Origin of the sequence: Photobacterium iliopiscarium (assembly GCF_003026395.1) — a bacterium.
In the GTDB taxonomy this organism is placed as follows: Bacteria; Pseudomonadota; Gammaproteobacteria; order Enterobacterales; family Vibrionaceae; genus Photobacterium; species Photobacterium iliopiscarium.
Genome location: NZ_PYOO01000007.1, coordinates 154577 through 177386 on the forward strand (window position 1 = coordinate 154577; position 22810 = coordinate 177386).

The 22810-nt window shown below is 37.1% G+C and carries 17 protein-coding genes and 1 pseudogene; 15 read left to right on the top strand and 3 right to left on the bottom strand.

Annotation, left to right across the window (positions count from 1 at the left end):
• Positions 1–22: 22 nt before the first annotated feature.
• Positions 23–823 (bottom strand): prolipoprotein diacylglyceryl transferase, encoded by an 801-nt coding sequence (lgt, locus tag C9J51_RS12335; RefSeq protein WP_045038435.1) that lies wholly within the window; start codon positions 821–823, stop codon positions 23–25.
• A gap of 298 nt (positions 824–1121) precedes the next feature.
• Here lgt and C9J51_RS12340 point away from each other — a divergent pair, with 298 nt between their 5' ends.
• The 5 genes from C9J51_RS12340 (at position 1122) to copI (ending at position 8564) form a co-directional block, all read left to right on the top strand.
• Positions 1122–1514 (top strand): hypothetical protein, encoded by a 393-nt coding sequence (locus C9J51_RS12340; RefSeq protein WP_045038434.1) that lies wholly within the window; start codon positions 1122–1124, stop codon positions 1512–1514.
• A gap of 223 nt (positions 1515–1737) precedes the next feature.
• The gene (locus tag C9J51_RS12345; RefSeq protein WP_045040815.1) at positions 1738–3120 is read left to right on the top strand and encodes a TolC family protein; all 1383 of its coding nucleotides are present in this window, start codon (positions 1738–1740) and stop codon (positions 3118–3120) included.
• 12 nt (positions 3121–3132) lie between these two features.
• Complete coding sequence (locus tag C9J51_RS12350) at positions 3133–4845, top strand: efflux RND transporter periplasmic adaptor subunit (protein ID WP_107275161.1); 1713 nt, start codon at positions 3133–3135, stop codon at positions 4843–4845.
• Positions 4845–8009, top strand: a complete 3165-nt coding sequence (locus C9J51_RS12355; protein ID WP_045040814.1) for an efflux RND transporter permease subunit — start codon at positions 4845–4847, stop codon at positions 8007–8009. The genes C9J51_RS12350 and C9J51_RS12355 overlap by 1 nt, the downstream gene beginning before the upstream one ends.
• A gap of 3 nt (positions 8010–8012) precedes the next feature.
• The gene (gene copI / locus C9J51_RS12360; protein WP_045038430.1) at positions 8013–8564 is read left to right on the top strand and encodes a copper-resistant cuproprotein CopI; all 552 of its coding nucleotides are present in this window, start codon (positions 8013–8015) and stop codon (positions 8562–8564) included.
• Positions 8565–8656: 92 nt separating this feature from the next.
• Here copI and C9J51_RS12365 read toward each other — a convergent pair whose 3' ends face one another.
• Both C9J51_RS12365 and C9J51_RS12370 read right to left on the bottom strand, forming a co-directional pair.
• Positions 8657–9148 (bottom strand): YehS family protein, encoded by a 492-nt coding sequence (locus C9J51_RS12365; RefSeq protein ID WP_045038429.1) that lies wholly within the window; start codon positions 9146–9148, stop codon positions 8657–8659.
• A 77-nt stretch (positions 9149–9225) separates the two neighbouring features.
• Positions 9226–10128: a hypothetical protein gene (locus C9J51_RS12370; protein ID WP_107238031.1), complete on the bottom strand. Its 903-nt coding sequence runs from the start codon at positions 10126–10128 to the stop codon at positions 9226–9228.
• A gap of 186 nt (positions 10129–10314) precedes the next feature.
• Here C9J51_RS12370 and C9J51_RS12375 point away from each other — a divergent pair, with 186 nt between their 5' ends.
• The 10 genes and pseudogenes from C9J51_RS12375 to C9J51_RS12420 form a co-directional block, all read left to right on the top strand.
• Positions 10315–11784, top strand: coding sequence for an MltF family protein (locus C9J51_RS12375; RefSeq protein ID WP_045038427.1), 1470 nt, complete (start codon positions 10315–10317; stop codon positions 11782–11784).
• A gap of 630 nt (positions 11785–12414) precedes the next feature.
• Positions 12415–13605: a NupC/NupG family nucleoside CNT transporter gene (locus tag C9J51_RS12380; protein ID WP_045038426.1), complete on the top strand. Its 1191-nt coding sequence runs from the start codon at positions 12415–12417 to the stop codon at positions 13603–13605.
• A gap of 274 nt (positions 13606–13879) precedes the next feature.
• Positions 13880–15544: an acetolactate synthase AlsS gene (alsS, locus tag C9J51_RS12385; RefSeq protein ID WP_045038425.1), complete on the top strand. Its 1665-nt coding sequence runs from the start codon at positions 13880–13882 to the stop codon at positions 15542–15544.
• Positions 15545–15556: 12 nt separating this feature from the next.
• The gene (gene budA / locus C9J51_RS12390; RefSeq protein ID WP_045038424.1) at positions 15557–16276 is read left to right on the top strand and encodes an acetolactate decarboxylase; all 720 of its coding nucleotides are present in this window, start codon (positions 15557–15559) and stop codon (positions 16274–16276) included.
• 236 nt (positions 16277–16512) lie between these two features.
• The gene (locus C9J51_RS12395) at positions 16513–17739 is read left to right on the top strand and encodes an NRAMP family divalent metal transporter (RefSeq protein ID WP_045040813.1); all 1227 of its coding nucleotides are present in this window, start codon (positions 16513–16515) and stop codon (positions 17737–17739) included.
• Between the two features lie 253 nt (positions 17740–17992).
• Positions 17993–18886: a LysR family transcriptional regulator gene (locus C9J51_RS12400; protein ID WP_045038422.1), complete on the top strand. Its 894-nt coding sequence runs from the start codon at positions 17993–17995 to the stop codon at positions 18884–18886.
• A gap of 539 nt (positions 18887–19425) precedes the next feature.
• A complete protein-coding gene (locus C9J51_RS12405; RefSeq protein ID WP_045038421.1) occupies positions 19426–20652 on the top strand; it encodes an NAD(P)/FAD-dependent oxidoreductase in 1227 nt (408 codons plus the stop codon).
• Between the two features lie 200 nt (positions 20653–20852).
• The gene (gene gfa / locus C9J51_RS12410) at positions 20853–21464 is read left to right on the top strand and encodes an S-(hydroxymethyl)glutathione synthase (RefSeq protein ID WP_082301568.1); all 612 of its coding nucleotides are present in this window, start codon (positions 20853–20855) and stop codon (positions 21462–21464) included.
• Positions 21465–21764: 300 nt separating this feature from the next.
• A complete protein-coding gene (gfa, locus tag C9J51_RS12415; protein WP_045040812.1) occupies positions 21765–22328 on the top strand; it encodes an S-(hydroxymethyl)glutathione synthase in 564 nt (187 codons plus the stop codon).
• A 355-nt stretch (positions 22329–22683) separates the two neighbouring features.
• Positions 22684–22810, top strand: a pseudogene (locus tag C9J51_RS12420) (S-(hydroxymethyl)glutathione dehydrogenase); the annotation flags it as partial.

Below are 22810 nucleotides of genomic sequence, written 5' to 3' on the forward strand. Positions count from 1 at the left end.
TGTCTATTTTTAAAGTATTAGATTAGCTATTTTTAGCGTGTTGTAAACGACGTTCTCTTTGGCCTTTAATCACCAAATAGATGCCCACTAAAATAAATGGAATACTTAATAACTGACCGGTATTAATCACCATATCGGTTGAGTAATCCGCTTGGTGTACTTTAATAAATTCTAGTAAGAATCGTACTGTCATCACCAAGACTAAGAACCAACCCAACAGCAATCCTTTATACTTACCGATATCGGTTTTTCTATATAAAGCAAATAATAAGAAGAATATTGCTAAGTAAGAAAAGCCTTCATAAAGCATAACTGGATGACGTGGTATTAAATCAACACGTTCAAACACAACCGCCCATGGCAAATTACTTGGGGTGCCTAAGATTTCCGAGTTAAAGAAATTACCAAAACGGACAAAGAAACCAAACAATGCGGTTGCTATTGCTAATCGATCAAGAAGCCACATACGGTCAATAGCATACTTTTTACTATAATAGTAAACCGCAATGATTAAACCTAAACCACCACCATGACTGGCAAGTCCACCTTCCCACACAGCAAAGATTTTCGCTGGATGTGCCCAGTAGTAATCTGGATCGTAGAACACCACATGAAATAATCGAGCGCCAACAATGATACCGACCACGGCATACATAAGTAATGAATCTAAGCTTTCAATTGGCTTATTTTCACGTTCATAAATTGACTTCATAACTTGGAAGCCAAACGTAATAGCGAGCGCAAATAGCACGCCATACCAATGTATCTTTAAACCAAAGAATGACACTAGTATTGGATTAACATCCCAAACAAAATGATTCAAACAAGATTACCTTCTGAGTGAACAATAGCCAAAAATAATAAATGCTATCGATAATGATTACAGATTAGCAAGAAAAACCAGTGGGGTGAATAAACCGCAGCTTAATTTATCAAACTATTTATGATAAATACGGTTAATAATACAGCACAAAAAAAGCACTGAGCAATATAGTAAACATATTAACGCACTATATTTGTCATTTTATGCGCTAACTACCCCGTTAAATAACAATTAATACTTGACCTCAAACTACAATTATCGCATATAATAATAACTTAACTTTAATTAAAGGCTCAAGATGTATATTAAACGTCTTCGCACAATTTGGATTACAAGCTTTACGCTTATAGCATTATTGCTATCAAGTGTTGCTTCCAGTGCGCCTTTAATGTCGATAAAAATGCTCAGCATGAATAATTCAATGATGGTAATGTCATCAACGATGGATTGCTGTGATGATGAATCAATGACATCTCATGAACATCATCAAGCACAACAATCGGCAGCACATTGCGATAAAATGGGTGGCGTTGATAATTGTTGCTCTATCGCATGTTTAAGTAATATTGCTTTTCTCCCGAGCCAATTTGAAAACTTATTCCAGCCATCAAATCTGACGCTCATCGCTATAGAAAAAACACACCAATTAAATACTACCACGCCAACGTTATATCGCCCTCCAATAGCATAAATCCGTTTAATCTATTTTTACTCACGACATCATTATTGTCCGTGATAGATTAATTGTATCTTATGATCTGTATTTAATTATTTTGCAGCAGATCTAAGATCACCATAAGCCTTATTTAATTCAATGACTGTTCTAAACCGTTATTACTTAATTAACTACGTAATAATAATTAGATCATCACTTATATTGTTTTATATTCGCTTGTGGAAGATTGGATTACGTTATGAACGTTACAACTTCTATGTTAGTGCTGATTGCCAGTGCTAGCGCGATAACACCGGTAACACTGCTTGCGTCACCATTAACAACTGCGTCGGAAAAAACTGAGCAATCGCAACAATTGACACAACTGATCACTAAAGCGATTAAAAACGATGCCAATATGGCGCAAATTAGTGCTCAACAGCGTGCAATGCAAGAAACCAGTTTAGGTACTAACAGCTTACCTGATCCCAAATTAAAACTGGGGGTCGGTGGTTTGCCAACGGACAGTTTTTCTCTAAACACTGATCCAATGACCACATTATCGATTGGTTTAATGCAACAATTTGACCGTGGCGACACCCTTGATTTACAACAACAAAAAGGTGATATCCAAGCAACAGCTATTGGTATTCAACATGCGGTTCGTGAACTTGATATTACCAATAAAATGACCCAATTATGGTTAGAATTAGGCTATCAACAATCCGTTTATCGCACCTTACAACGTAACCACCGCCTTGTAACGGAATTAGCCAACTTCACCAAGACTAACTACGCTATCGGTAGCGGTGAAGCACAAGATTTACTCCAAGTTCAACTGCAAGTCGTCAAAATAGAAGACAAATTACAAACAAACCTACAAACACAACATCGTATCATGGCACAGTTGTCTGAATGGCTGGGCGCTGATTGGCTTACAACGCAAACAATAATCAAAGCATCAAACCAGTTATCTTGGCAACATCTTAACCAATTAATGCCGCGTTTAACCGCCACTACCCAACATTATTCATTACTGAAACAACACCCACTGGTACTTATTGCCAATAGTGCTATTTCTGCAAATGAAACCCAAGTCGCCATTAGCCAACAAGCCTATAAACCTCAATTTGGCATTGAAGTTATGTATGCCTCTCGCCAAGCCAATGGTATGTCTGGCAAACCAGCCTCTGATCTGGTGAGTGCCTATCTCACCATGGATCTGCCGCTGTTTACAGATAACCGTCAAGATCACCATTATGCGGCTGCGCAATATCAAGTGGGAGCGGCAAAATCACAACGTGATCTATTGCTCAATCAAATGAACGCCAAGGTAAATGCCTTATTGGTTGAACGTGATAATTTAAGCCAGCGCTTATCGCGTTATACAACCACCCTTCTGACTCAAGCTAAAGCACGTACACAAGCTGTAGAACGGGGCTATCAAAATAATACGGCGCAGTTTAATAATGTGATCACCGCAGCCACTGATGAGCTTTCCTTAGTCATTGAACAAGCACGGATTATTACCGACTTAAACATTACTAACAGCAATTTAGCCTCATTAATCAATGGTTTTGATGTTCAACCACAATCGTTGCAGCTTCAGCATTCAACAACCATCAATAATAATAATCAATAAGTAGGTAATACCATGACGTCAAAAAATACGCTCAAAATTGCGACAGTTGCCTTACTTATTGGTGCTGCTATTGGTGTAACTATTACACATTATCTATCGCGTCATTCAACATCAATGACCACAGCTGAAACAACAACGACCAATAATGATCCGCTATATTGGGTGGCCCCAATGGATCCTAATTACCAACGTGATAAACCGGGTAAATCACCAATGGGCATGGATCTCATTCCTGTTTATGCGGAAAAAACCACAGCAAAAGAAAATGTTGCAGGTACGGTAATTATTGATGCTGCGGTTGAAAATAACTTAGGTGTAAAAACAGCAGCAGTTATTAAGCAAAAACTTGAACCCAAAATAAATACCATCGGTTATGTTGCTTTTGATGAAAGTCATCTTTGGCAAACTAATATTCGAGTCAGTGGTTGGGTTCAAAAATTATACGTCAATGCTGTCGGTGAACAGGTACATAAAGGCGATGTGTTATTTACCCTTTATTCGCCTGAATTAGTTAAATCTCAGCAAGAATTACTTAATGCTTATCGCACTGGTCGTAGTGGTTTAATGCAAGGTGCCCGTGATCGTTTAGCCGCACTTGGGGTCGACAAACAACAAATTAAACACATTATCAAAACGGGGAAAGCAACGAAGACCATCGAAGTCAAAGCTATCGCTGATGGTGTTATTGCAAGTTTAAATATTCGTGAAGGTGGGTATTTATCACCCGCACAAGCCGCTATTAGTGCTGGGCCTCTTAATGAAGTCTGGGTTAATGCTGAAATCTTTGAACGCCAAGCACATTGGATAACCACTGACAGTAAAGCCACCATGACATTAGATGCGATCCCCGGCCAACAATGGCAAGGCAAAGTTGATTATGTTTACCCTATTCTAGATCCCAAAACACGTACATTACGGATGCGGTTAAAGTTTGCTAACCATAATGAGCAATTAAAACCCAATATGTTCGCCAACATCACCCTAACCCCGATAACCGAAAAAGCCGTTCTCACTATCCCGACTCAAGCCGTGATTCGATCAGGCAATATGACCCGCGTTGTACTCGCTGAAGGTAATGGAAAATACCGATCAGTAAAGATCCGTATTGGTCGTGAAGCCGATAATCTCGTGGAAGTTATCGCAGGATTAACGACCGCAGATCGTATTGTCACGTCAGCACAATTTATGCTTGATTCAGAATCAAATAAAACGGCTGATCTCTCACGTATTAATGGTGTCGATAAAGCAACCGCCGTCACTTGGGCTCAAGGAGAGATCACTGCGATCAATGCTGATCAAACAATATTAACCATCAACCACCAGCCCGTCAGTGCTTGGAATTGGCCTGCGATGACGATGGATTTTAATATTGATAAAAATATAAAAATTAAAGACTTAGTAGTTGGTCAACAGATTAAATTTGAGCTACAAAAAACAGCAGATAATCAATATAACATCATTGATTATAAAAAACAGAAGCACAATATAGCTAATGAAGTATGGGTAAACGGTGATATCTCAATGTTAATGCCTGCATTTAATATGATCACGGTTAACCACCAAGCAGTACCTGAATGGAAATGGCCTGCGGGTGAAATGAATTTTACTGTCGACGATAGTATTGCATTAACCGATCTTAAACAGGGGCAATCGATTCGGTTTAAGCTGATTAAAAATGGCAGTGATTACACTCTGCAAGATATTAAACCAATGGAGAATAAATAATGATCCCTGCTATTATTCGTTGGTCAATCAATAACCGTTTATTGGTATTAATTGCGGCCTTATTTTTAACCATTGCTGGCTTATACAGCGTTAAAAATACCCCCGTCGATGCCCTGCCGGATCTGTCTGATGTTCAAGTCATCATTAAGACCAGTTACCCAGGTCAAGCACCACAAGTGGTCGAAGATCAAGTCACTTACCCATTAACAACAGCCATGTTAGCCGTACCGGGCGCTGAAACGGTCCGTGGCTATTCTTTCTTTGGCGATTCCTATGTCTATATTATCTTTAATGATAAGACTGACATGTATTGGGCTCGCTCTCGTGTACTTGAATATTTAAGCCAAGTTGCACCTAAGTTACCCGCCAATGCAAAACCAACCTTAGGCCCAGATGCGACTGGGGTTGGCTGGATTTATAGTTATGTATTACAAGATAAAACAGGTAAGCATGATTTAGCCGAATTACGTAGTTTACAAGATTGGTTTCTAAAGTATGAACTTCAAACTGTTGCAGGTGTTTCTGAAGTTGCAACCGTTGGTGGCATGGTCAAACAATACCAAGTTCAAATCGATCCGTCCAAACTACGGGCCTATAACCTCACGTTACAGCAAGTAAATATGGCGATTCAAAACGGTAACCAAGAAACCGGTGCTTCCGTTATTGAAATGGCTGAAGCCGAACATATGGTGCGTACTACAGGTTATTTAACCAATATCGAGGACATAAAATCACTGCCATTAAAAGTAACCGAAAATGGTACGCCACTGTTACTCGGGGATATTGCAGATATTAACATTGGTCCGCAAATGCGCCGGGGTATTTCTGAATTTAATGGTGAAGGTGAGGCTGTCGGTGGTGTTATTGTGATGCGCTTTGGCGAAAATGCCAGTCAAGTCATCGCCAACATCAAAACTAAACTGGCACAGTTACAACAAGGCTTACCAGCAGGTGTTGAGATTGTAGCCACTTATGATCGCTCAACATTAATTGACCATGCGGTGAAGAATCTGTGGCAAAAACTCGCAGAAGAATTCCTTGTGGTTGCCATCGTCTGTGCACTATTTCTATTCCACATTCGTTCTTCATTAGTAATAGCGATTAGCTTACCGATTGGTATTTTATCTGCTTTTATCATCATGCATTGGCAAGGTATTAATGCCAATATCATGTCACTAGGCGGTATTGCTATTGCAATCGGTGCAATGGTTGACGGTGCAATTGTAATGATAGAAAACGTGCATAAACACATTGAACGTACCCCACTTACCGATGAAAACCGTTGGCAAGTGATAGGTAAAGCGGCAGAAGAAGTTGGTACACCCTTGTTCTTCTCATTACTGATCATTACCTTAAGTTTTGTTCCCGTGTTCGCGCTCGAAGGACAAGAAGGCAAGATGTTCTCACCATTAGCATCAACTAAAACCTACGCTATGGCAGCAGCGGCTGGTTTAGCGATTACTCTAGTCCCCGTATTAATGGGCTATTTTGTTCGCGGTAAAATTTTACCTGAACATAAAAACCCCGTGAACCGTGCTGTGATTGCACTTTACCGTCCATTATTGAATGTAAGTCTTAAGTTTCCAAAAACAATCATCGTTATTGCGGTGTGTTTAATGGCTTCTTCGTACTACCCATTAACGAAACTTGGCAGTGAATTTATTCCACCGTTAGACGAAGGTGATTTGATGTATATGCCAACCACCTATCCGGGGATCTCTATCGGTAAGGCTCGTCAGTTATTACAACAAACCAATAAACTGATTAAAACAGTTCCAGAAGTCGCTACGGTTTGGGGCAAAGTGGGTCGAGCAGATACAGCAACCGATCCTGCACCATTAACCATGATAGAAACAGTGATCCAATTCAAGCCACGAGATCAATGGCGAAAAGGTGTTACCACTGAGTCTTTACGCAAACAATTAGATAAATTGATCCAATTCCCAGGATTAACTAACGCATGGGTGATGCCGATCAAAACCCGTATTGATATGTTAGCGACGGGCATCAAAACTCCTATTGGGATCAAAATCGCAGGTCCAGATCTAAAGGTTATCGAAAAGATCGGTGCAGAACTTGAACCTATTCTAAAAAACATTAAGGGAACAACTTCGGTTTATGCCGAACGTGTTGCAGGTGGGCGTTATATCACGGTTGATATTAATCGCCGCCAAGCTGCACGTTATGGATTAGCCATTAAAGATATTCAGCAAATAGTCTCTACCGCGGTTGGTGGAATGAATGTAGGTGAAACCATTGAAGGCTTAGAACGTTATCCGATTAATGTTCGTTATCCGCAATCCTACCGTGATTCAGCCGCGAAATTAAAAGATCTGCCATTAATTACCCCCAATGGTGCCCGTATCGCACTGGCTGATGTTGCAGATATTCGTTACGAAGATGGACCACCAATGATCAAAACTGAAAATGCACGTCCAAATGGATGGGTTTTTGTCGATATTGATCAACGAGATTTAGGTTCTTACGTTACCGAAGCACAGCAAGTGGTAGCGAAACAATTAAAACTGCCCGCAGGTTATTCATTAGCATGGTCTGGTCAGTATGAATATATGGAACGCGCAAAAGCCCGTTTGAGTATTGTTACCCCAATTACTCTTGCCATTATTATGCTGCTGCTTTATTTCAGTTTCCGCCGCGTGCAAGAAGTCTTCATTATTATGGCTACCCTACCATTAGCGATGGTGGGTGGTTTATGGTTGATGTTCATGCTTGGATTTAATTTCTCAATTGCTGTTGGCGTTGGCTTTATCGCGCTCTCTGGTGTCGCGGTTGAAATTGGCGTGATTATGTTGGTGTACTTAAATCAGTCATGGGCATTTAAAAAACAGGATGCACAAGAGCAACAACGTGCATTAACCGCTGCTGATTTACAACAAGCGATCAGTGAAGGGGCTGGATTACGTGTACGCCCAGTAATGATGACTGTCTTAACCGTTATCATTGGTTTGATTCCAATAATGTATGGCTCAGGTACGGGTTCTGAAGTCATGCAACGCATTGCCGCACCTATGATTGGCGGAATGGCATCTGCACTGTTACTGACGTTATTAGTATTACCAGCCACCTTCAAGCTTTGGAAAAGTCGCGAGCTTAATACCAAGACCACAACATCATTAAATTCATCATCAATTACAAAGGAATGAGTCATGAAAAAAACACTGCTTACTTTAATACTAGCCTTAACAACCACAACAGCGATGGCTGCAATGGACCACTCAACCATGGATCACGCAGCAATGGATCATAGTGGTATGGATCATTCACAAATGGATACCACTAAAATGGACCATCAAATGATGAACATGAAAAATATGTCTGATGTGGGAATGCCCGCAATGGGGTCAAAGCCAGATAAAGTGGTATACGTTATTCTTTCTGATGACATGAAAATCACCTTTAAAAAACCCGTTGATATCAAGCCTAACGACGTGGTGCAATTTGTGGTCATGAACACAGGGAAAATGGATCATAATTTCACTATCGGCTCAGCAAAAGAACAAGTAAAACATCGAAAAATGATGGTTGAAATGGATCATCGTAATCATGAACATAATCACGATAATGGCAGCAGTATCACCGTTGCACCAGGCAAAGCAAAACATATTCTATGGCATTTCCACGGCGATAAAAATGTTGAACTTTCTTGCAATATGCCTGGTCATGCAGAAGCTGGAATGACGAAAGCAATTACGTTGTAACAAAATACGTTATAACGAAGAAAATAATCCCAGCCAATAAAAAAGCAGCTTCAATAGAAGCTGCTTTTAATATTTATTTACAACGAAGACAATTACTTCTCGTCAGTCGTTTCTTCTAGTGATTCAACACCACGAAGATTGATCTGTAGTGCTTGTAAAAAGTTACGCAATACTTGATCTTTACACTCACGATAGTGTTTATGATCTACTTTACGGAAAAAAGCACTTAATTCATGCTTGCTTAAACGAAAATCAACTAACTTCAATAAATCAAGCACTTCTTCTGCTTTTAGATTTAGTGCAATTTGTAATTTTTTGAAAATAATATTATTTGTGATTTTCTGCTCTGGCGCAGGCTGAACGCCTTCTTTTTTGCCACGTTTTTGATTAATAAAGCCATTTAAGAAAGTAGCTACTTGCTCATCAGAACAACTTTTATAACCTTCCGCTTCATCGCCTTTTAACCAGCTACATACTTGCTCACGTGTTACTTCACAGTCAGCAGCAGCGAAAATAGCGATCATTTCACTATCAGTTAATTCAAAAGTATAGCGAACACGGCGCAAAACATCGTTATTAGTCACAATTTATCCAATTTAGTATGCTGTGGTTGTAATAATCACAGCGAAATTATCAGCGCAGAATAACAGATAATTCATCGCTATTCACCCGTATCTAGCAGCTTTTGTACATCAACAATACCAATAACAGCTTTATTTAAGGGATTACGCTCAGCTGTGATTAACAACTTTCCAGTACCATACCAATGAATAGCTTCCCATTGAGAATAAATACCTAACCGTTTATAAATACCTGTCGACCAATCAGGTTTATTATCTTTCACTTTTACAAGCCAGATAAAGGAATACCCTAAATATTTATTTCGTCGGTAACCAATGAAAGCCAATGTCGCTGTTTTAGGATTATAGTCTACCCCCGTAATTAAGCCTTTACTTGGGTATTCTGCTACTGGATTTAAGTGCTGTACTTCATTTATTTTTGATTTATCTATTTGATAAAGACTGGTTTTTTCATTTTTCCATTTTTTAGTAAATAGCCATAATTGATCACCAACAACCGTTATGGCTTCACTGTCATAATTATGTTTATTAAACCACCCTTTTACAAAATCATTATATTCAAACTGTAATTTTTCAGCGGGTTTTACTGTTTGCTTTTGATTGAGTCCTTTTCGATCTATTTTATAAATCACACCGCCTTTACGTGATGCTAAATTGTTACCAATATCGCCAATATATAAAAACTGCTGATCTTGAGCTAAATCTTCCCAATCAAAATTATGACTATTATTAACTTTTACGATTTGTGCAATGCCAGTTAAATCATGATTTAACCGATACAATTTATTATCACCATAAGTATCATTGTGAGTCCAAACGTCCCCATTAAGAATCGCTAAACCTGACGTTTCGCTTATCTTTTTAGGCATATATGCCAAAATATCCACATAAAGAGTATTACGCACAAAATGAGTGGCAGCCACACCACATGACAACAGTAATAAGGCCACTAATGAAATTGTTATTATTTTTTTATTTTTCAAATATTTACTCACAAACATTACAATATTAAAAATAGTTACATCACTATATTATCATTATATTTAACAGATGAAAAATTCGAATAAATCATACAAAAATAAGAGATAAATAGGAAATTTTCATCATTACCAACCATAATTAATCCCAAACCTATTAATTTACATTTACTTCGGTATGGCAGATAAATAATGATAAATATTCCACACCTCATTAAATATAAACACAAGCTTGCTGCATTATGTTTGCTATTAATAAGTTTCTGTACTCATGCGATTCAACTTGCTCCTCTTAACGGTGCTGAATATGTTGGTGACTTAGCTGATCTAGAAAAAAAACGAGTATTACGTGTATTAGTTGCAGCAGATCTCGGTTTTTACTATATAGAAGATGGTATTACCAAAGGTATTATTGCAGACTTATTGCAACATTTTGAGCAAGATATTCGTAAAAAACACCCAACATTACATTTACAAATTATTCCTGTACACCGAGATAAACTGCTGCCTTATCTCATTAATGGCCTAGGTGACATCGCCATTGCTAATATTACCGTGACGGCTGATCGTAAAAAACAGGTCGCTTTTAGTGAACCTGTACTTACGAATATTTCAGAAGTACTCATTAACAATAATAAACAACCGCCCTTTAATAAAGTCACCGATTTAAGTGGTCAAACAATCTGGGTCAGAAAAAGTTCAAGTTATCATCAAAGTTTACTCAAAATTAATAATAAACTACGGATGCAAAACTTACCCCCAGCATCAATATTATTCATAGATGAAACACTACAAGACTATGAATTATTAGAACTTATTAATTTAGACCTTCTCAATGCAACCGTCATTGATAACCATAAAATAAAAATCTGGAAACCCATATTAAAAAACATCCGCGTTAATGACCGTTTTGTTTTACGTAATGATGGTCAAATTGCTTGGGCCATGCGTAAAGACAGCCCTAAACTGATGGCGCTGGTTAATCACTATATTGATACAGTGAAAGAAGGAACATTAATCGGTAATATTATTTACAGTAAATACATTAAAAATCATCGTTGGCTTAATACGCTACTTGATCCTAATAATATTGATAAAATGGCAAGTCTATCACCGATATTCTTTCGCTATTCAAAACAATATGACTTTGACTATTTAATGTTAATGGCACAAGGTTTTCAAGAATCAGGGCTTAATCAGCATAAAGTATCAAACAAAGGGGCCGTCGGTATTATGCAGGTATTGCCCAGCACGGCACGTGATCCTAGTGTGGATATTCCTAATATATATACCTCAAAAAATAATATTCACGCAGGTGTGAAATATATGCGCTATCTACAAGATCAATATTTTAGTGGTACAGAAATAGATTATGATAATAAAATTTATTTATCTTTAGCGGCTTATAATGCAGGACCGGGTAATATCAATAAAATGCGTCGTTATGCCAAAGAACAAGGTTATAACCCTAACGTCTGGTTTAATAATGTTGAGCTTATTACCCGCAAACATATTGGATCACAACCGATTGTCTATGTGAATAATATTAATCGCTATTTCATTGTTTATAAACAAATAATGAAACTGCAACGTTTTCGTGATTCGGGTATTCGTCCCTTCATTCCACCGTATAGATTTGATGCTCCAGTGTTATTTAAATAGCTCACTTATCACTATCGATCAATCATAAATCACCATGATTTACATATCTTATGGTGATTTATGATTTTAAATTAGGCAGTGATAAATGCTTAGTACGGCGATCATGCTTATGGAAATACCATAATTTTCGGTTTTTAGATGATTTTTTCATTACAACACCTGAAATAAGATTAATAGACTAGAGATTGTTCTATTATCTATTGATAATGTAAATTAATGCCAGTCGCAATCATTGCTCATATTTCCAATATTACATTTTAATATTAATATATTGAATTAATACGTTAGATTAACAACGCTGCATATCCCACAAAACAGCCAACACTTAATGTAAACAATTAGACCCACAATAAGCCATATTATTTAAATAAATATAAACATTTCAATCAAATAACTTGAGTGAAATCACAAAACAGAGTGAACCGTATCACGCCGCTTCATCGTCATTATTATTTTTATCACTATATTCAAACAAATAGCAAGCGATTGCGCAAACGTGAAAAATTAGTTCTTGTCAATTGCAAAAAAAATTACTGGATTAAAAATGCGATATACATCACTTTATCGAAGAATGAAATCATTCAGCATACACACATAAACAGATAATAATCACACTGAGCACAATCCAATATGGTCTATTTACACTTTATACTCGGGTTAGTTGTTATTGCAGTATTAGCTTTACTTGCTAGTAATAACCGAAAAAACATCAAATATCGCTATATTATTCAGTTGCTTATAATAGAGCTAGCGCTTGCTTACTTCCTTCTCAATTCATCTGCTGGTACAGGCATTGTGAAAGAATTTGCAGACGCATTTAATGGTTTACTCTCATTTGCAAGTGATGGTACTAATTTTGTGTTCGGTAACCTATCGAATAACAATGATTTCAACTTCTTCCTTAATGTATTAATGCCGATTGTTTTCATCTCTGCATTAATTGGTATTCTGCAACATATCAAAGTATTACCTTATATCATTAAAGGGTTAGGCTTCTTATTATCTAAAGTAAATGGTATGGGTAAGCTAGAATCATTCAATGCAATCAGTGCATTAATGGTTGGTCAGTCTGAAAACTTTATCACTTATAAAAACATTCTAGGTGGTATGTCTGAGCGTCGTATGTACACCCTTGCAGCGACGGCAATGTCAACAGTTTCCATGTCTATCGTTGGCTCATACATGAAGCTTGTCGATCCTAAGTATGTTGTTGCAGCATTGTTTTTAAACATGTTCAGTACCTTCATCATCCTTTCCATTATCAATCCTTATGACCATGAAGCAGAAATGGATATCGATGAAATGATGGCAGCAGAAAGTGGCGAAAAATTAACTTTCTTTGAAATGCTTGGCGAATACATCTTAATGGGCTTTAAGGTCGCTGTTATTGTTGCGGCTATGCTTATCGGTTTTATTGCGCTAATTTCAATGATCAATGCAGGCTTTAGTGCCGCTTTTGGTATCAGCTTCCAAAACCTAATTGGTTACTTGTTCTACCCTGTTGCATGGCTAATGGGTGTACCTGCTCACGAGGCATTACAAGCTGGTAGTATTATGGCAACCAAACTTGTAACTAATGAATTTGTTGCAATGATGGACCTTCAAAAACAAGTCGGTAGTTTATCAGCGCACACTGTTGGTACCGTTTCTATCTTCCTTGTGTCATTCGCAAACTTCAGCTCTATCGGTATTATTGCTGGTGCGGTTAAAGGTGTGAACGAAGAGAAAGGTAATATGGTTGCTCGCTTTGGCTTACGCCTACTTTATGGCTCAACCTTAGTTAGTATTTTATCAGCATTGATTGCTAACATTATGCTATAGCAGTATCAATCAATGGCAGGGTTTATTAAGCCCTGCCATTTAATTATATAAGAATCAACATCTTCAACCGTTCATCCCAGCCTACAACCTCTATTTTTCACTAAATATACGATTCATTCCACTGCACTTAATTAAATAAGTAATATTAACTTCCAATTTTACCCCCTTTAATTTGTATGATAAATAATTTAGATTTTAGATTACTCATTACATAAAATTCGATTTAACGAAAACATGTCCTGAGCCTATAAATAATTATAACCATGAGGTTTATATGTTAAATAAAACCATTTCAGGTGCAGAACTTGTCGTTAAAACCCTAAAAGCACATGATGTTCCCCATATTTTTGGTATTCCTGGTGCTAAAATAGATTCTGTATTTGATGCAGTATGTGATGACGGCCCTGAAATCATTATTTGCCACCATGAACAAAATGCAGCCTTCATGGCAGCGGCAACAGGTCGTTTAACAGGTAAAGCTGGTGTTTGTCTTGCGACATCAGGTCCTGGTGCGTCTAACCTTGTGACAGGTGTAGCTACCGCAAACAGTGAAGGTGACCCCGTTGTTGCACTTGCTGGTGCGGTTCCACTTTCGATGTATTCCCATAATACGCACCAATCAATGGATACACGTTCCCTGTTTAACCCTATTACTAAGTTTTCCGCTGAAGTAATGGACAGTGCTTCTTTACCTGATGTGGTGCATAAAGCATTTCGTATTTCAGAACAACCTACTCAAGGGGCAAGTTTTGTTAGCCTTCCTCAGGATGTACTAACCAATCAAATTCCTTTTATTCCAGTACAACAACCTAAACCAATTTTATTTGGTGGCGCGCACCCACAAGCAATCCGTCAAGCAGCTGATCTTATTAACGCCGCTAAAAATCCCGTTTTGTTATTAGGTATGGATGCGAGTCAGCCTTTTGTTACAGGTGCTATTCGTCAATTACTTGAACAAACTAAAATTGCGGTGGTAAATACTTTTGCTGCTGCGGGTGTCATTTCTCATAATTTATATGATTGTTTTCTTGGTCGTGTCGGTCTATTTAAAAACCAACCGGGTGATATTGCATTAAACAATGCTGATTTAATTATTACTATTGGTTATAGCCCAATTGAATACGATCCAATCTTATGGAATAAAGACGGTAAAACACCCATTATTCATGTGGGTTACCAACAAGCTGATTTAGAAGCTAGCTATAATCCTATTTCAGAAGTCGTCGGTGATGTGGCCGTTTCAGTTGCTTCTATTGCTGCTGAATTAGATCAACGTGAATCTCTTGAAAATAATCAAAAATTTCAAGATTTACGTCAAGACTTACAACAAATTATGCGCATGGGTGTAAACAAAACATCATCAATGGGTGTCCACCCATTACGTTTTGTGCATGATCTTCGTCGATTTGTGAGTGATGATACCACTGTATGTTGTGATGTAGGCTCTATCTACATTTGGATGGCACGTTACTTCCATAGTTTCGAACCACGTCGTTTACTCTTCAGTAACGGCCAACAAACATTAGGTGTTGCTTTACCTTGGGCTATCGCCGCATCTCTACTAACACCGAATGAAAAAGTTATTTCAATGTCTGGTGATGGTGGTTTCTTATTCTCATCAATGGAATTAGCAACCGCTGTTCGTCATAAATGTAATATTGTTCACTTTGTTTGGACAGATCACAGTTATGACATGGTTAAAATTCAGCAGCTTAAAAAATATGGTCGTGAAAGTGCAGTGAGCTTTATGGGCCCAGATATTGTTAAGTATGCCGAAAGTTTTGGTGCTTATGGTTTAGCGATTAATACTGCTGATGATATTGAACCAGTACTACGTAAAGCAATGGCATTAAGCGGTCCTGTATTAGTTAACGTTAATATTGACTACCGTGATAATAGCCGTCTACTTGATCAACTTCATCCTTGCCAACAAGATTAATAGGACAACATCATGAGTCAGCAACCTAACGAAAAGACGTTTTACCAAACCTCAATGATGAGTGCTTTAATTGCAGGTTTATACCAAGGCGATTTTACAATTGGTCAACTACTTGACCATGGTAACTTTGGTATTGGTACCTTTAATGACCTTGACGGTGAAATGATTGTTTTAGGTGATGAAGTATATCAACTAACCAGTACTGGTGAAGTACATTTAGTTAATCATGATATTACTACGCCCTTTGCTTCAGTGGTTAATTTTGAACCAACTGAAAAAGTAAGTCTTATTGAACAAACTAAAGCTGAGTTCGAAACGTGCTTAGAAAATGATTTTGTTGCTAATAATGCCATTAATGCGATTCGCTTAACGGGTAAATTTTCATACGTTAAAACACGTACCGTACCAGCACAACATCGCCCTTATCCGCCAATGGTAGAAGTCGTAAAACATCAACCTATTGCAGAAATGACCCATGTCTCAGGCGTAATGATCGGCTTTAAGATTCCTGAATACATGATCGGTATTAATGTTCCTGGCTTCCATTTCCATTTTATTAGTGATGATCGTACTCAAGGTGGTCATGTCAGTGACTTCATTTTGACAGAAGGCACCGCTGAAGTTGAAATATTTAAAGATTTCCATTTACGTATGCCTGCATCTCAAGAATTTGATCGTGCCGATTTAAATCCTGATGATCTTAAAGCGGCTATTCATACCACTGAAAAATAAGCACTAAAAAATATTCCTCTAAGCTCTATTCTTTTTAAGGATAGAGCTTTTTTTTACTGTTTTAAAAAACATTATTGACAACGTCTAAGACTCTCTTTATTATCCGCGCCAACTAAAGCAATCGATTACACCATATTGCTTTTTAACAAAAAAAGACGCAACAATCGCACAGCTGATCCCCATCAGTTGTCTTTCTATTTTTATAAATATGAGAGACATTAATTTTGGGATTGATTATGCAAACTAACACATTAACTACCAACACCTCCCCGCGTAACAACAACTGGCAAAACAAAGCTATTTTAAGTGTTGCTTTTTTAATGGCCACAACATCTGTCGGTCCTGGTTTTTTAACGCAAACGGCCGTATTTACCAATATTTATAACATTGATATGGCTTTTCCTGTTTTTGCTTCAATGTTTATTACGTTTGGTATCGTAATGAACTTATGGCGCATCGTTGGTGTTTCAGGCTTACGAATTCAGGATATTGCCAATAAAGTTGCACCCGGTATGGGATACTTCATTGGTATTCTATTAGCCCTTGGAGCCGTTGCTTTCAACTTTGGCAATGTTAGTGGCTCAGCACTCGGTATGAATGTTCTAACGGGACTAGATACCACTTGGGGCGCTATTTTTACGGGAATGATTGGTAGTTTACTTTTTATTATTCATAATGCATCAAAACGTATGGATCAAATGGCGCGTTACCTCGGGCTATTAATGATCATACTTATTGCCTATGTCGCCCTCACCAATTTACCCCCTTTTGCACCAACAATCTTAGCGGCCGTCGCACCATCAGATTTTTCTAATTTACTGTTGCCAACATTAACCATCGTGGGTGGTGCTGTTGGTGGCTATTACACCGGAGCTCAACGTTTAATTGATGTTAACCTACAAGGAATAGAAAATACTAAAATCGTCACTAAAGCCGCATGGGCTGGTATCTCGATTGCAGTTATTATTCGTGTTTTATTATTTTGTGCAGTGTTAGGTATTATTACAACAGGCGTAACATTAGATCCTGCTAATCCAGCCGCTGACGCATTTCGCCATGGCGCTGGAGATATTGGTTACTTTATCTTTGGACTCGTATTATTTGTTGCCTCAATTACGTCAGTAGTTGGCAACTCATATATGGCGATATCACTCATCAAAACCCTGTTCCCGGTTGTTGCCCGTAATGAAAAAGCATGGTGTGTCGGATTTATAATCTTCACAACCTTAGGCACAGTATTAATGAACATGCCGATTCTATTACTGATGTTAGCAGGTCTAGTTAACAGTATTATTCTCCCTATCGTATTAGCGACAATGCTTGCCGCAACACGACAGAAAAATATTGTTGGTGATTATAAACATCCACTTTATCTAACCGTTATAGGCATCACTATCGTGATCGTCATGAGCTTAGCTAGCTTATCTAACATTAGTAATTTTATTTCTAAATTTATGGGTTAATTTATAATTAGAATGCTATATGTCGATAACGTTATAAAATATTTAGACTAATTAATATTTTATATTCATATTTTTCAATCTAAGCTAATGATAGTTTCATCACAACCATAATAAATATCAATATAAAACGTACTAAAGGTTGTCATTAGGTATAGGTTTTAGTTATAGTAAAGACACACCATTGATGTCATTCTTATGTAGATCGATAAGATGTGGCTTATATCCATAATAAATTAAGATGAATCGTTAAAAAATGAATATAAAGATTGAAACTCTTAGCTCATTTATTGCTGCTGCCGAATATGGTTCGTTTAGTGCTGCGGCACGACAACTAAATAAAACCCAAGCGGCAGTCAGTTTAACTATCCAAAATTTTGAAATTGACTTAGGATTTCAAGTATTTGACCGTTCAAGTAAATGCCCTCGCCTTACAGAAAAAGGTGAGCATGTACTGAAAAATGCAAAAATAATGATGGCACAATATCAAACATTTCTTGAGCGCTCATTATCTATATATCATATGAATGATGTAAAAATAAAAGTGGGTATTGATCCATTAGTTTGCAACGATAAGATTCTATCTATCATCAAAGAATTATCGTCAGATCTCCCTAATATCGAATTGTTTATTATGCAACAAAATAGTAAACGCTTGGCTGAAGAGATAAAAGCTAAAAACCTTGATATCGCACTGGGTATTTTTGACCATGAAAATAAGATGAATCTAGAATATACCCAAGCATTCAATATCAATGTCAGTTGGGTTGCGACGCAATCTTATCTCGACAAATTTAATGATGGCGCAACAACATTAAGCTATCAAGATTTCTGTCAACAGCGTCTACTCATTCCAGCATCTTTAGATTCATTACCATTTGAAGAAGCAAAAGCCGCATTACAATTATGGCATGTTGAAGATATCCACACTATTTTATCATTATGTCGTGAAGATATTGGTATCTGTTGTTTACCTGATTTCGTATTACAACACGATCTTAAAAATAAGTTAGTACAAAAGCTTAACCTTTCATTTAGTAAAATCACCAGTAATGTATGGTCTGCATCCCTTATTTACCCTATTGGTTCTCAGCTAAGCCCTGCAATTCACTGGCTTCAAGGCCAATTTACTAGCATTGAATCATTTTAAATAATTTCTATTTGGCATGAGCATCTTTCTGTTCATGCTAAATTTCATCATCTCCTTACAATTCTTATAATGTAAGAATCCACCCTATTCCCTGCATTGTTCAATTTACCTATCTCTATCGCTCTAACTATATAGTTATGCATATAATCCGCACGTCTAATCCATGCAATTTTACACGCAATTTATTGTCCCTATCCTTTTAAAGAATCTATTTCCGTCTTTGATTGTTACTCCTCAGTAAAGGTTATTTGTTTTTTTGGTTATTGTTATTAAAAAAGTTCACAATATAATAGTCACTATCAACTTAACAAAGATATTTTAAAATAAATACCCGTGTTTAGTTCACAGAACTTGAATTTTGACTGATTTAATTGTCTTATATCAAAGAAATTCATCACATATAAGATATCAGGTAGCCGCCCTGCGTGTTGTGGCTAATAAAAAGTCATTTTGTAGCAACGGATCAGCTCATAGCTTTAATGATGGAAAGACCATCCCCTGAGAATGATATCTAGGGTTCACTTTTTGAGGTATTCGTTATGTCACGAATCGTTATTGTTGGTGGCGGTGCTGCCGGTATAGAGTTATCTACTTTATTGGCCAAAGCTAATCATAAAAAACATGAAATAATTCTGGTTGAACCAGAAACAGATCACTATTGGAAACCACGTTTACATGAAATTGCTGCGGGTACTTTTGATCGCGAACTAGACTCAGTTTGCTATTTTACCCATGGCGCAATTAATGGTTACCAACATTATCAAGCAGCAATGACTGATATTAACCGTGAAGATAAAATGCTTGTAGTTCGCCGTAATGATGGCACACAAGCAATGGTTAAATATGATTACCTTGTCGTTGCTGTCGGCGCTGTAAGTAATGATTTTAATACGACAGGCGCACGTGATAATTGTATTTTCCTTGATTCAGCAAGCCAAGCTCGTCACGCATGGAATAAGATCAGTCAATTACTCCGTGAAGGTAATGATCGTACTGTAAATATTGTAGGTGCAGGTGCAACAGGTGTTGAACTTGCAGCAGAGCTTGCTCGTGTAAGCCACAAGCTACAACGTTACAATGCTGCTAAACTGACTATTAACTTAATTGAAGCGGCTGATCGTGTGCTACCAAATAGCCCACAGAAAATGTCTTCAAAAGTATTAAAAGAATTACAACGTACCAATATTAATGTACTTCTAAATACACGTATAAGTGAAGTATCAGATCACGGTATGGTTACAGCGGATAATCAACCATTAGACGCTGATATTCAATTCTGGGCAGCAGGCGTAAAAGCACCTGACTGGTTAAACGGAGTCGGTGGTTTAGAATATAACCGCATGAACCAAATTCTTGTTAATGCCAATCTGACAACAACTGTTGATGATAGTATTTTCTCTTTAGGTGATTGTGCATCAATTCCACAGGCTGATGGTAGTTTCGTACCACCAAAAGCACAGGCAGCTAACCGTGCAGCTGTGCATTTAACGAAAAGCTTAACCAATTTATTACGTGGTAAAGAGCTTACTGATTTTGAATTTAAAGATGGTGGCATGGTTGTCGCTGTTGGTCACCATTTTGCGGTCGGTTCATTTGCGCCTCATTCAAAAATGGCAGACAAATTGGTCTTTAAAGGACGCCTTATTCGTCGTCTTTATGATACGATTTTCCGTCTTCACCAACGTACCGTTGAAGGCCTATTTACCGTGTCACGTTTAATTATAACTAAACGTTTAAAAGCTTTATTTCAGCCTAACGGCATGTAATAAACAAACCTAATAAATATTCGGCTAATCATTATTAGCCGAATATAATACCTAATACCTAATACCTAATACCTAATACCTAATACCTAATACCTAATACCTAATACCTAATACCTAATACCTAATATTTTATTGGTAAAATTCTTTTTATCATAAAATATTTAATACTTTATCCTACTCTACATATTAAGATTAATATAATGAAAAAATTCTTTGCTAAGTTATTCGGTAATAATACCGAAGGTTCAACGACACCTTTTATTAAATTACACCCAGCAATAGATAATGGAATTAAACCAACTAAAAACACATTTAAAGGTGGTTTAATTAGCTGTCAGTGCCGAAGAAATAAAGTCACCGTTAAATTAAATGGTCAAACTGCTCATAACCATGCTTGTGGCTGTTCTAAATGCTGGAAACCTAAAGGCGCATTATTTTCACAAGTTGCCGTTATTCCAAAAAATAATGTTGAAGTAATAGCAAATGCTAAAAAATTAATCATCGTTGATGAAACAGCAACCATTCAACGTCATGCTTGTAAAGATTGTGGCGTTCATATGTATGGCCGTATTGAAGACACCAACCACCCATTTTACGGCTTAGACTTCGTTCACACTGAACTATCAAGCGAGCAAGGCTGGTCTGCTCCTACGTTTGCTGCGTTTGTTTCATCAATTATTGAAACAGGTACTGATCCTAAATCAATGCCAGCAATTCGTGAACGCTTTGAATCATTAGGTTTAGAAACTTATGATTGCTTATCACCTGACTTAATGGATGCTATTGCAACTCACATTAGTAAAAACAAATAAAATAACCGCTAATTTATTTTCATAAGAACGCCCTTTTAAGTTGTGCCTTACTAGGGCTATCTACCTTTATTTTTGATTGTTCCTATTTGGTAATAATCAATTACAGTATTCGTTATTGTGGAAAATAAAATTAAGCATAGAATGTACTACATCAACCCAATATCTATTTGTTAATTATTATTTTAATTACCTTTAATTGTACTTATACAAATAAATATAATATTCAAAAATGGTATTTATATTTAATTATAATAAACCTAAAAATAAATCATCTAATAACAATCCAATAAGAGAAACATTATGTCTATATCTCTACACCCTGCAATTGATAACGGTTTCGTAGCAACTAAAGAAAACTTCCAAGGTGGCGTATTAAACTGTAACTGTGAATCAAATACAGTTCGCGTAAAACTATCTGGTCAAACTGCACATAATCATGCTTGTGGTTGTTCTAAGTGCTGGAAACCTGAAGGCGCAGTATTTTCACAAATCGCTGTTATCTCTCGTGACAACGTTGAAGTCATTGCTAACGCAGAAAAGCTTGTTATTATCGATGAATCAGCAGCAATTCAACGTCATGCTTGTAAAGAATGTGGCGTTCACATGTACGGTCGTATCGAGAATGCTAATCACCCATTCTTCGGTTTAGATTTTGTTCACACAGAACTATCAACTGACAAAGGTTGGTCTGCACCTGAGTTTGCTGCATTTGTTTCATCTATCATTGAAACAGGTACTGATCCTAAAGATATGACGGCTATCCGTGCTCGTCTTAACGAACTAGGTCTTAATACATACGATTGCCTATCTCCAGCACTAATGGATGCAATTGCAGCACACGTTTATGCTCAAAGCCAAAAATAAGCATAATAAATAGCTGAATTATTTTATTCTTTAAAAAGCAATATCTTTTGATATTGCTTTTTTTTTACCTAAATTTTATCTTGAATAGTAAAAATACTCATCCTAGACAATCGACACCAATAGGCAGTAACGCCTAAAGCAAGAATAAATATACGTAATATCCTATTTATAGTAAGAAGACAGGCTCATTATTACCCGTCAGTAATAATGATTTTACAATTTTAGGGATTATCAATTTTTAAGAAACAAATATAATAGCTGCATCAAGTCACAATGATGGTATTAAACCTGTGACATAATTAACAACGAGCACCATGTTTAAACATGGGTCACTTATATTTTAAGAGAGTGAACGATGACTGACAAATTTATCAAATCAAAAGCGGCTATCGCGTGGGGTCCTAAACAACCTCTTTCTGTTGAAGAAATTGATGTAATGTTACCTCGCGCTGGCGAAGTATTAGTTCGCATCGTTGCAACTG

Coding starts and splice junctions, on each gene's coding strand:
- C9J51_RS12340 (WP_045038434.1), top strand. CDS start 1,122: ATGTATATTAAACGTCTTCGCACAATTTGGATTACAAGCTTTACGCTT.
- C9J51_RS12345 (WP_045040815.1), top strand. CDS start 1,738: ATGAACGTTACAACTTCTATGTTAGTGCTGATTGCCAGTGCTAGCGCG.
- C9J51_RS12350 (WP_107275161.1), top strand. CDS start 3,133: ATGACGTCAAAAAATACGCTCAAAATTGCGACAGTTGCCTTACTTATT.
- C9J51_RS12355 (WP_045040814.1), top strand. CDS start 4,845: ATGATCCCTGCTATTATTCGTTGGTCAATCAATAACCGTTTATTGGTA.
- copI (WP_045038430.1), top strand. CDS start 8,013: ATGAAAAAAACACTGCTTACTTTAATACTAGCCTTAACAACCACAACA.
- C9J51_RS12375 (WP_045038427.1), top strand. CDS start 10,315: ATGATAAATATTCCACACCTCATTAAATATAAACACAAGCTTGCTGCA.
- C9J51_RS12380 (WP_045038426.1), top strand. CDS start 12,415: ATGGTCTATTTACACTTTATACTCGGGTTAGTTGTTATTGCAGTATTA.
- alsS (WP_045038425.1), top strand. CDS start 13,880: ATGTTAAATAAAACCATTTCAGGTGCAGAACTTGTCGTTAAAACCCTA.
- budA (WP_045038424.1), top strand. CDS start 15,557: ATGAGTCAGCAACCTAACGAAAAGACGTTTTACCAAACCTCAATGATG.
- C9J51_RS12395 (WP_045040813.1), top strand. CDS start 16,513: ATGCAAACTAACACATTAACTACCAACACCTCCCCGCGTAACAACAAC.
- C9J51_RS12400 (WP_045038422.1), top strand. CDS start 17,993: ATGAATATAAAGATTGAAACTCTTAGCTCATTTATTGCTGCTGCCGAA.
- C9J51_RS12405 (WP_045038421.1), top strand. CDS start 19,426: ATGTCACGAATCGTTATTGTTGGTGGCGGTGCTGCCGGTATAGAGTTA.
- gfa (WP_082301568.1), top strand. CDS start 20,853: ATGAAAAAATTCTTTGCTAAGTTATTCGGTAATAATACCGAAGGTTCA.
- gfa (WP_045040812.1), top strand. CDS start 21,765: ATGTCTATATCTCTACACCCTGCAATTGATAACGGTTTCGTAGCAACT.